Genomic DNA, 11,444 nt, shown 5'->3' on the forward strand with positions numbered 1-11,444 from the left:
CGTCCATGGGCTTCGCGCTGATCTTCTCGGGCCAGGGCATGCAGCACCCTGCGATGCTTCCGTGGCTGACCGAGGACGAATCGCTGCAGACCGTCGAGCGCGCACTTGGGCGCGATTGGCGCGAACGTCTGGAAGATCCCGCATGGGCCGGCCGCAACGCGCATGCGCAACTGTTGCTGACAGCACTCGGCGTTGCCGCATGGTCGCAACTCGCGCCGGCCTTGCCCGAGCCTGCCGTGATCGCGGGCTACAGCGTCGGTGAACTGGCGGCCTTCTCCGCCGGGGGCGTTTTCCCGCCGCGCGACGCCATCGCCCTGGCGCAACATCGCGCCGCACTGATGGACCGCGACGCCGACAAGTGCGCCACAGGGCTGATGGCAATCAGCGGACTCGCACAAAAAGCGCTGGAACGGCTATGTGCGGAGTTCGGCCTGGCGCTCGCCATCCGCAACGACCCGGCCAGTGTCGTCGTCGGCGGAGTGAAGGCGGCGCTCATGCCGGCCGCAGAATCTGCGCAGGGCCTCGGCGGCCATGTCACGCTGCTCAATGTCCACGTCGCTTCGCATACACCGTGGATGGCCGATGCTGCGAAAGCCTTCGACGAATTGCTTGCCACTGGGCCTTTCGCGTTCGCGTCACCGCGAACCACCTTGCTCAGCGACTTCACGGGCCGCATTCGCGACGGCGCGCACGCCAAGCTCGCATTGGCCGCGCAAATCGATCACACCGTGCGATGGGATGAATGCATGGAAGGCATCGCGGCGCGAGGCGTCCGCTGCGTGCTGGAGATCGGCCCGGGACAGGCTCTGGCCCGCATGTGGAACCAGCAATATCCGGATATACCGGCGCGCTCGGCGGATGAATTTCGCACCGCGCGCGGCGTGATCGACTGGATCGAACGGCATGCCTCGTGACGAAGTTCGGCCGCGTTTCTGTGGATAAGGTTGTGTGTTGTACGAGGACGGCTGTGCTCGAAGCGAGGCCCCATGCGGCTTGCCGCTGGATTGCCCGCAAAACGGGCACCACTCGCTGCCAAGAGGGAAACCGGGATCGAACCGGTACGGGAAGACCAGCCAAGGCCTGACCATCGACAGGCTTGGCAAGTCAAACCCCTAGCTCATCAAGGCGTATAGGCCGCTGTGTGGCAGGGCCCGCCGTTGCAGGTGTCCACGACCTTGCCATCGGGCTTGAGAAACTCCGACTTCTGCAGCCGTGCCGCCGGCGTGGCGCGGGGATCGCTGTGCGGGTCGCTCGCCGTCGAAGGCGCCAGATTGTCTTGCGGCGGCGGGGTGACGCGGCCAGGGCCGCTGTCCCACACGACCAGTGCCGACCCGTCGTAGCCGGTGCTGTTGTCCATGCACGAGAGCTGGAAGTAAGGCACGGCGTCAGGATGGCGACCGGGTGCCAGCGCGGGGCAATGGAGCTTCGCACCCATGGTGCGCGCCTCGATCTCGGCCGCCCACATCGACACCTGGTGGTCGCCGAAGGCCGCATGCATCAGCACCTTGTGCGGCGGAGTGTTGGGCAGCGGCTTGTCGGTCATCGTTTGCGCGTAGCCGTTGGCCTCCGCCCGATCCCAAAGTGTCTGCCACAGCGAGAAGATGAACTGCTGATCCAGGCTGTCTGGATAGGCCGCGTACACCATCGAGGCAAATTGCGGGAAGTCGGCGCTGCGTTCGAGCAGCAGCGAGTAGTTCATTCCCGGCACGCCGAGCACGCCGCGATGAATGTCCTGCGCGACGCTCATCAGCATCCCGCCCAGGATGCCGCCTTGGCTGTTGCCGTCGTAGAACAGCTCGCTTGTGTTCAACACGCTCTGCTGGGCCGTGCCCATCTGGAACGCAGGGTCGCTGCCGAAGCCTTGCGCACTTTGCATCGCGCGCCCGAGCATCAGTGTGTTGAGCACGCCTTGCTGCGTGGTGTCAAAGGGCACGCGGGCATTGGAGAGATCGAAGAACGCGAACACCGCGGGAATCAGTTCCGTCTGCGAGAAGCCGTACCAATTGGTGGCGCAGAACACGAAGTTGTGTTCGTTGCCCATGTCGGTGACGTTGCCTGCGTTGACTTCCGTCGGCGTGCCGAACAGGCCATGTCCATAGAGCGAAATCCGCGCCGGATTCACGCTGCCGTCGGCGTTGAGCGCGGCGCGCGGAATGTTGCAGATGAAGGGCACGTCCATGGTCGCGCTGCCGGCGCGCACCGGCAGGTCATTGACGCCCGGCGTCGCGGATGCGTAGTTGAACCGAGGCAGCGGCAAAGGGCTGTCGCCGATGGTCGCGAAAGCGGCCTTGATGCTTTCGAGAGCAAGCGGCGCGCGGCCCTGCAGATAAGGTGCGACCGCGTTCGCCACCGGGGAAATGTCGGTGCCGGTATTGGGCGTCACGATGAAACTCGGCACGGTGAGCACGCCCTCGATGTGGCGCGCGACCTTCGCATTCTGCGTGGGCGTGTAGTCCACCTTGGTCGTGACTCTGAACGCCGGCGTGCCATTGGTCAGCGCGGCAAAACCCGCATCGCGGATCGCGAGCATGCGACCGGTCAAGTTGCGCTGCGAAGCGACGGTGAAGTCCCACGTGAGGAAAAGCGAATCGCGCGAGACGCCGGCTTTCTTCAGCGTGGCGAACAGATCTTCCATGTGCGCACGCCGCTGGTTGACGAAGTCGAGGCTGCTTTCGTGACTGTCGCGGTAGATCCGGAATGCCGGTCCGGCATCGATCGTCTCGCCCTGCGCATTCTTCAGGTTTCGCATGGCGACGATGTAGCGGTGGCCGTAGTCGAGGCTCTTCGCGACGCGGATGTTGAGGGCCTGGCGGTCAGGCGAGCCCACGGTGTTCTTGTCGAGCTCCACCCAGATCAGCTTTTGTTCCAGGGTGTCGGCATCGATCAGCACGAAAGGAGCGTCGGCCTTGAGAGAGGCCGAGAGATCCGTCAGCATCGGAGCGCCGGTGCGCGCGAGATCGATGCCGGGGACGCGCGTGACGATCATCGCGCCTGGCGAGAAACCGTCGTTGCGGTTCCATTCGGTGGTGTCGATCGGACGATTGGCTGCGATGGCACTGCGCGGCATCGAGGCGGTCTGCAGGTTCAGATGTCGACCGGTGTCGCTGCCCTTGTCGGCCACGGTGTAGTAGTCGTTCGGAAACGGCAGCATGCAATGCGTCGCGTCGAGGAAATCGCATCGCTGGGCCGTGCTGGCGGTGTCGGCCGGTAGCTGGTCATCGATGCTGGCGAGCATGGTTGGCGACGAATTGCCGCCACCATCAGGGTTGTTGCCGGGGTTGTTGTTTCCGCCATTGCCTCCGTTGCCCGAAGGGCGGATGCTGCTCAGGTCGAAAGGTGCGCTGGACCCGCCACCACCGCAGCCCGCGATGACCGCCGCAAGCAATGCGGTGCCTGCCAGCGCAGTCCAGGGCTTGAGCCTGCGGCGAGATAAGGATGGGCGTGCCAAGGGCTGGCCGCGATCGGGCGATTGCATGGGGTCTTGTCTCCTCGTGGGTATCGTCTGGAACGACAGCACTCTACGAGTGGGCAGCCGACAACGCCATTGGCAAACTGCCCCGCGCCGCTGTGCATTTGCACAACTGCTGGTCAGGACTCAGTGCATCGCCGGCGGCGCACCACGGCTCAGACGGCGCTGGCGCAGCGCCAGGTACATCCGCGACAGCCATGCCATGTCGTCAAAGCTCGCTCCGAGCACAGTCTCGATGTGCGCGAGCCGGTGGAACAAGGTGTTGCGGTGGATGCCCAGTGCAGCCGCCACGGCCTTGTGGTTCTGGCGGTGGTCGAAATACGCCTCGAGCGTCTCCAACAATGTGGGCTCGGCTGCGAGGCACGCGATCATCTCGCCGCAAAGGGCGGACACTTCGGAGGACTCGCGCATCAGGGTGTCGAGCGCGAATTCGGAGTAGCGAAAACTCAAGCTCCCCTTGTGGATCCTGCGACCGAGATCGATGGCGGCCATCGCCTGCTCGGCGCTGCTGCGCCAGCCTGCGACGCCGGCGCCCGGCAGGCCGACTCCCGCCGCCTCCACTTCCGAGCAAAGCCGCAACACTTGCTTGACGCGTTCGGTCAGACCCCGTTCGCGGGCATCGGCCGACTCCCCGGCGAGCACCGGCACCCAGATCAACCAATGGCCGCGGTGCTGGCCTGCGGCGGCCGCAACCGCAAGCTCGGACGCCGATGCAAGCAGCACCTCCAACGCGTGCTCAGGGACCGACAGGTGTTCCGCGACGGGCCCCGTGATCTTCACCCGCATCGCCAACGCGACGTGGGGATGGTCCGCCGCAATGCCGAGCGCACGGGCCGCATCGTCAAAAGCGCCGGCGCGCACCGGATCGAACACAGCTGCGCAGAGCCGCGCCTGCATCTGCTCCCGCCACCGCATCTCGCGCGTGTGCTCGGCCAAGTACGCATCGCTGATCGTGCGGCTCATCAGGTCGCTGTAATAAAGCAGGAAAGGCGACACCTTGAACAGCACCTCGTCACCGAGCGACCGATGCTGCCGCACATGCGAGAGCATCGCGTCCATGTAGACGCGCGAGCCCGTCCGATAGGCTTGCAGCAGCGCGGACAGCGAAAGCGCCTGGGCGTGCCGCCTTTGGCTGAATTGGCCGATCCATTGCAGATCATCCACGTGCGGGCTGCCGCTCGCGAGGAGAGCGTCATACCAGAGTTCGGCGTTCTTGACGCCGGCGCGATACACATCCTGCGCCAGGGAATCGCCCAGCGCGCCGTATTCGGGAATGGTGCTGCGCAAGATGTCGAGCATGCGTGAGGACAGTCCCGAGCTGTCTTCGCGCATGTTTTGCACCAGGCTGCGCAGGTTGGGCGACAGTGGCTCGATGGCGGGATCGTTCGTCGGTTCAGGCATCGCAGCGGTTCTCGGTCGGCTTGTCGTCTCGTTTTCTTGTACTTTCGTCCTTCGCTGGGCGCATTCGCCTTGCCTGGACGCCACGGATCTTCGGCAAGGCGGCGCGCCGACGCAAGAGTGATAGCCAGAGGTACCCCAATGAAAAGAGGCCTCGTATCGGGAAGATACGAAGCCTCTATGTCGAGCCGAGGGACAGGCCCTCGTGCCGCAAAGCCGGTCAGTCGTTTGCGTAGATGTCCACGTCCTTCGTCTCGCGAATGAAGATCGTGCCCACCACGAGCGTCACTGCCGCGATGATGATCGGATACCACAGGCCGTTGTACATGTTGCCGGTGCTCGCCACGATCGCGAAGGCAGTGGTCGGCAGCAGGCCGCCGAACCAGCCATTGCCGATGTGATACGGCAGGCTCATCGATGTGTAGCGGATGCGGGTCGGGAACAACTCCACCAGCATGGCGGCGATCGGGCCGTAGACCATCGTCACCAGCAGCACCAGCCAGAACAGCAGGACCACCGTCATGACCTTGTTCATCTTGGCGGGGTCGGCCTTGCTCGGGTAGCCGGCGGCCTTGAGCCCGTCGGCGACCGACTTCTTGAACGCGGCGATTTCCTTGCTCGATGCCTCGTCGAACTTGTGGTTGACTACATTGCCGGCCGGCGCGGTGATCGCCGCCTCGCCGATCTTGACCACGGCGGGCGAACCGGCCGGGCCATCGATGCGCTCGTAGCTCACCGAGTTCTGCACCAGGAAGCGCTTGGCGATGTCGCAGGAGCTGTTGAAGTCGATCTCACGCGCCACGGGGTTGCCCTGGAACGAGCAGGAGCGCGGATCGGCCGTCACGGTGACGCCGGCGGTGGCTTGCGCCTTCGCGAGGTCAGGGTTGGCGGCTTCGGTCAGCATCTTGAAGACCGGGAAGTAGGTCACCACCGCCAGCAGGCAGCCGGCCATGATGATCGGCTTGCGGCCGATCTTGTCGGAGAGCGCGCCCCACACGACGAAGAAAGGCGTGCCGATCAGGAGTGCCGCGGCGATCATCAGGTTGGCGGTGGTGCCGTCGACCTTGAGCTGCTGCGTCAGGAAGAAAAGTGCGTAGAACTGACCCGTGTACCAGACGACGGCCTGGCCGGCGGTGAGGCCGATGAGCGCCAGCAGAACGATCTTGAGGTTCTTCCATTGGCCGAACGATTCAGCCAGCGGCGCCTTCGATGTCTTGCCTTCGGCCTTCATCTTCTGGAAGGCGGGCGACTCGGACAGCGACAAGCGGATCCACACCGAGATGCCGAGCAGCAGGATCGACACGAGGAACGGAATGCGCCATCCCCAATCGGCAAAGGCTGCTTCGCCGACGCCTTCACGCACGCCGAGAACAACCAGCAGGCTCAGGAACAGGCCAAGCGTCGCGGTCGTCTGAATCCACGATGTGTAGGCGCCGCGCTTGCCGTGGGGCGAATGCTCCGCCACATAGGTGGCCGCGCCGCCGTACTCGCCGCCGAGCGCGAGGCCCTGCAGCATGCGCAATGCAATGAGGATCACGGGTGCCGCGACGCCGATGGTGCCGTAGCTGGGCAGCAGGCCGACGATGAAGGTCGACAGGCCCATGATCAGGATGGTGACCAGGAAGGTGTACTTGCGGCCGATCATGTCGCCGAGCCGGCCGAACACGATGGCGCCGAAGGGACGCACCAGGAAGCCCGCCGCAAAGGCCAGCAGCGCGAAGATGAAGGCCGCGCCCGCATCCAGACCGCTGAAGAACTGCTTGGCGATGATCGCCGCGAGCGAACCGTAGAGGTAGAAGTCGTACCACTCGAACACGGTGCCGAGGGACGAGGCGAAGATGACTTTCTTCTCCTCCGCGCTCATGGGCCGGGGAGCGCTGTGCGGCGCGCCCCTTGAATCTAGTGTGGCTGACATGTCGTCTCCTTCGTATGAAATGCGCCCACGGCGTGGGACGTGTCGCATTCTTGGAGGGCCGACTGACCCGAGCCTGTCGCGAAACTGAATGCTCGCTGACGACTTAAGGTGAAACCCGCTCTTCGCGTTTCAGCCTGTAGAAAAAGCCTATGTGCACCGCACAAATCCGGCTTGGCCGGGCCGCTGGTGTTGCCCCCGGCCGGGGGCGGAGAGCGACACGAAGTGCGCGAGCCTGGGGGCGAGCTACTTCCTCAGCAGCGAAGGCCGCTGATCCGCGGTCGCCCACTCAGGCCCGTCGAACCAGGCGTCGCCTTCGAGGTAGGCACGCAGCATGGCCAGGCCGTCGAAGCCCCACAACATGCGGCCGTCGACTTCATAGGCCGGCACGCCGAAGACGCCGTGCGCAATGGCCTCGTCGGTGTTGGCCTTGAGTTGCGCCTTCACCTCGTCGCTGCCCACGTCACGCACTTGCCGAAGCTGCGCCGACAGTGCGGCAAGACGCGCCGCATCGCCGGCTTCGGCGCCCGTGCACCACACGTCGCGAAAGATCGTCTCCGCCACGTACCGGTTGATGTCGCCATCCATCGTCGTCGCGAGTGCCAGACGCAGATGCGGCAATGGGTTGTACGGATGCGAAGCAGGCATCTGCATCGGGATGCCATTTGTGCGAGCCAGCCACAGCACTTGGCGATAGGTCCAGGCGCGCTTTGCAGGAATCTCCGCCGGCCCGAGCTGGCCGTGGTGCTTCAGCAGTGCGCCCAGCAGCACGGGCCGGTAGGCCACGCTGTAGCTCAACCCTTCGAGCGCCTGCGGCAACTGCTCGAAGGCGAGATAGGCATACGGTGAGAGAAAGTCGAGATAGAAGACGATGTGCTTCATGCCTTTTCTCCGGAAGCGACGAGAAACCCGGCTTCGGCGCGCAGCTCGATGGCGCGCCATACGCGGCGCTTCTCGGCGTCGTCCATCCGGCTCCATGCGGCGATCTCCGCGAGGGTTCGCAGGCAGCCTTCGCAGAAGCCGCTCGCAGGGTCCATGCGGCAGATCGAAATGCAGGGCGACGGCACATCGCTCGCTGTTTCGCGAGCCGCAATGGCGCGATCGGCAAGCCCGGTCACACCACGTCCGCTACCGGCGCGCCGGTCAATGCTTCGAGATCTTGCGGGCGCAGGCGCACCACCGCATGCGGATGTCCGGCTGCCGCCCAGATGTCCTCGAATCGAAAGAGCTCGCGGTCGATCAGCATCACGGGCGGCGTGGCATGCGCGAAAGGCGAGACGCCGCCGATCGAGAAGCCGGTGCGCGATTTCACGAAGTCGGCATCGGCACGGCCGAGCTTGCCGACCAGCGCCTCGACCTTCTTCTCGTCGACGCGCTTGTCGCCGGAGGTCACGACAAGCACCGCAACCTCGTCGACCTTGCGACGGAACACGATGCTCTTGGCGATCTGGCCCACGCCGATGCCCAGCGCATCGGCGGCCTGCTGCGCAGTGCGCGCGGCGTCGTCGAGCATCTGCGGCGCATGCGGATGGCCCTTGTCTTGCAGCAGGCGCGCCACGCGCTGCACGCCATCAGGCAAAGCTGTCAATTCAGCGCCGCACATCAGCCGGCCCTCTTCGTCAGGATGGCCTTCGACGCGCGCGAGTTCGGCGCACGGCCCAGCGCATCGCTGATGTAGACGCCCGCATCGATCAGCTTGTCGAGATCGATGCCCGTGTCGATGCCCATGCCGTGCAGCATGTAGACCACGTCCTCCGTCGCCACGTTGCCCGTCGCGCCCTTGGCATAGGGACAGCCGCCGAGCCCTGCCGACGACGTGTCGAACTGCCACACGCCCATCTCCAGGCTGGCGAGCGTGTTGCCGAGCGCCTGACCATACGTGTCGTGAAAGTGTCCTGAGATGTCGTCGATGGCGTAGTGCTTCAATGTCGCGTCGATGGCGCGCTGCACCTTCACGGGCGTGCCGGTGCCGATGGTGTCCGCCACGCCGATGTGCTGCACACCAATCCCCTTCATGAGGCCCGCCAGCATTTCGACGCGCGAAGGATCGATCTCGCCTTCGTAAGGGCAGCCGAGGGCGCACGACATGGCGCCACGCACGTAGATGCCCTTCTCCCGCGCCGCTTCGACGACCGGCCGGAATCGCTCGATGCTTTCGGAGATGGAGCAGTTGATGTTGCGCTGGCTAAAGGCCTCGCTCGCGGCGCCGAACACCACGATCTCGTCCGGCCATTCATCACGGGGCGCCGCAATGGCGGCCTCGAAGCCCTTCATGTTCGGTGTCAGCACCGAATAGCGCACGCCGGGCTTGCGCCGGATGCCGTGCATGACCTCGGCGTTGTCCGCCATCTGCGGCACCCACTTCGGCGACACGAAGCTGGTGACTTCGATTTCCTTCAGCCCCGCGTCCTGCAGGCGATGGACGAGGCCGATCTTGATTTCTGCCGCGACCGGCTGCTTCTCGTTCTGAAGGCCGTCGCGCGGGCCGACGTCGACGATCTTGACTCGGGTGGGGAGTTTCATGGCGTTGTCTTTGGATATCTATCTACAAGGCTGCAATGCTGCAAGGCTGCAAAGAAAGGCGATCAGTATCCGCGCTGGACATCGACCACGCCGGCAACAGGCTCTCCGCGCTCGATCGCGCGGATCTTGCCCGCGATCTGCGCGATCGATGCTTCGCGTTCGGTGCGCGCCGAACAGTGCGGCGTCACGGTGATCTTCGGATGCCGCACAAACGGATGGTCGGCGGGCAGCGGTTCGACCTCGAACACATCGAGCGTCGCCCCCGCGAGCTGCCCGCTGTCGAGCAAGGGGATCAGATCGGCTTCCACCAGATGCGCACCCCGCGCCACGTTGATGAGATAGCCACCCGGCTGCCCTCCGTTGAGCTTCGACAGCGTGCCGCGGTTCAGGATGCCGCGCGTCGCAGCCGTCAGCGGCAGCAGATTCACCAGCACCCGGCTCGCGCGCAGAAAGCCGTCGAAGGCTTCTTCCCCGGCAAAGCAGCGAACCCCTTCGATGTCCTTCGCGGATCGGCTCCAGCCATTCACCGGAAACTCGAACTGCGCCACAGCCTTGGCGACCCGTTCCCCCAACACCCCCAGCCCCATGATGCCCACTGCAAAGTCCCGCCGTTCGCGAGGCTTGCGGTAACTCCACCGCCCCGCCCGCGATTCGGCCTCGTACGCATCGAATTCGCGAAAGTGCCGAATCAGCGCATGACAGACGTATTCCGCCATCTGCACCGACATCCCCGCGTCGTCCAGTCTTACCACCTGCGTCTGCGGCGGCACCTTCAGCTTCAACAGCGCATCCACCCCCGCACCGATATTGAACAGCCCCCGCAGCCCCGGCTGATCGTCCAGCAGAGCCTGCGGCGGCGCCCAAACCACCGCATGGTCCGCCGCCGCAGCCCCCGGAGCCCAGTTTTCAACCTCCGCCTCCGGCAAGGCAGCACGAAGTCCATCTATCCAAGGGTCAGGTCGGTTGTCGGTCAAGCAAACAGTAATGCGCATGTTCAGAAGGAAGAAACAAACCAGAAACCCACAAGCCTACATCCCCGCCCCGACCTGCCCGCTCCATTCGTGAAACACCGCGGAACCGGCTTTGCCGGGCCGCTGGTGTTGCCCCCTGAAAGGGGGTAGGCGAAGCGACACGAAGTGCGCGCAGCCTGGGGGTCAGTCATAGAGCACACTGGYGATTTTCGGATCCGCGATGTTGGTCTTGTCATACCAGAAGAACCCCGTATCCACCACCTTCGGCACCGGCTCGCCCTTCGCTGCCTTCACCGCCATTTCCACCGTCTTGTAACCCATGCCGACCGGGTTCTGCGTGATGGCGCCGGCCATGCTGCCGTCGAGGATCGCGTTCTTCTGCTGCTTGCCGGAGTCATACCCGATGATCACGACCTTGCCATTGCGCTTCATCTCTTTCACGCCGTTGACCACGCCGATCGCCGATCCCTCGTTTGCACCGAAGATGCCCTTCAGGTTCGGGTAGGCCTGCAGGATCGACTTGGTGATCTCCGTGGATTTGAGCTGGTCGCCACCGCCGTACTGCACGCTCACGATCTTGATGTTCGGGTAGTTCGACTTCATGCGGTTCAGGAAGCCGTCGCGCCGGTCGATGCCGGTGCGGCTGGTCTGGTCGTGCACCACCAGTGCCACTTCGCCGGACTTGCCGATCAGTTCGGCCATCTTGTCGGCGGCGAGCGCGGCAGCGGCCTTGTTGTCGGTGGCGGTGGTCGTCAGCGGGATGTCGCTGTCGACACCCGAGTCGAAGGCAATGACGGGGATCTTCGCCGCCTGCGCCTTCTTCAGCAGAGGAATGGCGGCCTGGCTGTCGAGCGCGGCGAAGCCGATCGCCTGCGGCTTCTTGGCCAGCGCGGCGGAGAGCATGTCGATCTGCTTGTCCACCATGGCCTCGGTCTCGGGCCCCTCGAAGCTGATCTTCACCTTCAGGTCCTTCGCCGCCTGCTCGGCGCCGGCTTTCACGGCCTGCCAGAACTGGTGCTGGAATCCCTTGGACACGAGGGGGATGTACATCTCCTGCGACTGCTGCGCATGGGCGAAGCCCGAGAGCCCGACGAGGGCTGCGCCGAGCGCGAACGTGGCTGCTCTTCTCTGGATCATGCAAAGTCTCCTGTGGTGTGGGGAATCGAGGGAA

Annotated in this window: 10 protein-coding genes; 1 reads left to right on the top strand and 9 read right to left on the bottom strand. The window is 64.6% G+C overall.

Translation table 11 applies throughout. The features are described 5' to 3' along the window. Positions 1–5 precede the first annotated feature (5 nt). Entirely contained in the window at positions 6–914 is a 909-nt protein-coding gene (locus AC1DMA_RS28580) for a malonate decarboxylase subunit epsilon (protein ID WP_478146260.1), read from the top strand. Positions 915–1,120: 206 nt separating this feature from the next. On the opposite strand, the gene AC1DMA_RS28585 is transcribed toward AC1DMA_RS28580, so the two are convergent. From AC1DMA_RS28585 to AC1DMA_RS28625, 9 genes are all read right to left on the bottom strand, one after another. Continuing rightward, a complete protein-coding gene (locus AC1DMA_RS28585) occupies positions 1,121–3,475 on the bottom strand; it encodes a hypothetical protein (protein ID WP_478146261.1) in 2,355 nt (784 codons plus the stop codon). A gap of 120 nt (positions 3,476–3,595) precedes the next feature. After that, positions 3,596–4,870, bottom strand: coding sequence for a PucR family transcriptional regulator (locus AC1DMA_RS28590; RefSeq protein ID WP_478146262.1), 1,275 nt, complete (start codon positions 4,868–4,870; stop codon positions 3,596–3,598). A gap of 217 nt (positions 4,871–5,087) precedes the next feature. Further along, positions 5,088–6,782: an MFS transporter gene (locus AC1DMA_RS28595; RefSeq protein ID WP_478125900.1), complete on the bottom strand. Its 1,695-nt coding sequence runs from the start codon at positions 6,780–6,782 to the stop codon at positions 5,088–5,090. 243 nt (positions 6,783–7,025) lie between these two features. Then, positions 7,026–7,661, bottom strand: coding sequence for a DsbA family protein (locus AC1DMA_RS28600; protein ID WP_478146263.1), 636 nt, complete (start codon positions 7,659–7,661; stop codon positions 7,026–7,028). Continuing rightward, positions 7,658–7,897 carry a DUF1289 domain-containing protein gene (locus AC1DMA_RS28605; RefSeq protein ID WP_478125898.1) on the bottom strand — a complete coding sequence of 80 codons (240 nt, stop codon included), beginning with the start codon at positions 7,895–7,897 and terminating at the stop codon, positions 7,658–7,660. Before AC1DMA_RS28605 ends, AC1DMA_RS28600 begins: the two co-directional genes overlap by 4 nt. After that, a complete protein-coding gene (locus AC1DMA_RS28610) occupies positions 7,894–8,382 on the bottom strand; it encodes a YbaK/EbsC family protein (protein ID WP_478125897.1) in 489 nt (162 codons plus the stop codon). Before AC1DMA_RS28610 ends, AC1DMA_RS28605 begins: the two co-directional genes overlap by 4 nt. Beyond that, positions 8,382–9,302 (bottom strand): hydroxymethylglutaryl-CoA lyase, encoded by a 921-nt coding sequence (locus tag AC1DMA_RS28615; protein ID WP_478125896.1) that lies wholly within the window; start codon positions 9,300–9,302, stop codon positions 8,382–8,384. Before AC1DMA_RS28615 ends, AC1DMA_RS28610 begins: the two co-directional genes overlap by 1 nt. 62 nt (positions 9,303–9,364) lie before the next feature. After that, positions 9,365–10,294, bottom strand: coding sequence for a 2-hydroxyacid dehydrogenase (locus AC1DMA_RS28620; protein WP_478146264.1), 930 nt, complete (start codon positions 10,292–10,294; stop codon positions 9,365–9,367). 162 nt (positions 10,295–10,456) lie between these two features. Next, positions 10,457–11,410, bottom strand: a complete 954-nt coding sequence (locus tag AC1DMA_RS28625) for a substrate-binding domain-containing protein (protein ID WP_478146265.1) — start codon at positions 11,408–11,410, stop codon at positions 10,457–10,459. Positions 11,411–11,444: the final 34 nt, after the last annotated feature.

This window comes from Variovorax sp. 05N34 (assembly GCF_056397405.1).

Excerpts from the sequence above, each read along its gene's own strand:
- AC1DMA_RS28580 (WP_478146260.1), top strand. The coding sequence starts at position 6 with ATGGGCTTCGCGCTGATCTTCTCGGGCCAGGGCATGCAGCACCCTGCG.
- AC1DMA_RS28585 (WP_478146261.1), bottom strand. The coding sequence starts at position 3,475 with ATGCAATCGCCCGATCGCGGCCAGCCCTTGGCACGCCCATCCTTATCT.
- AC1DMA_RS28590 (WP_478146262.1), bottom strand. The coding sequence starts at position 4,870 with ATGCCTGAACCGACGAACGATCCCGCCATCGAGCCACTGTCGCCCAAC.
- AC1DMA_RS28595 (WP_478125900.1), bottom strand. The coding sequence starts at position 6,782 with ATGTCAGCCACACTAGATTCAAGGGGCGCGCCGCACAGCGCTCCCCGG.
- AC1DMA_RS28600 (WP_478146263.1), bottom strand. The coding sequence starts at position 7,661 with ATGAAGCACATCGTCTTCTATCTCGACTTTCTCTCACCGTATGCCTAT.
- AC1DMA_RS28610 (WP_478125897.1), bottom strand. The coding sequence starts at position 8,382 with ATGTGCGGCGCTGAATTGACAGCTTTGCCTGATGGCGTGCAGCGCGTG.
- AC1DMA_RS28615 (WP_478125896.1), bottom strand. The coding sequence starts at position 9,302 with ATGAAACTCCCCACCCGAGTCAAGATCGTCGACGTCGGCCCGCGCGAC.
- AC1DMA_RS28620 (WP_478146264.1), bottom strand. The coding sequence starts at position 10,294 with ATGCGCATTACTGTTTGCTTGACCGACAACCGACCTGACCCTTGGATA.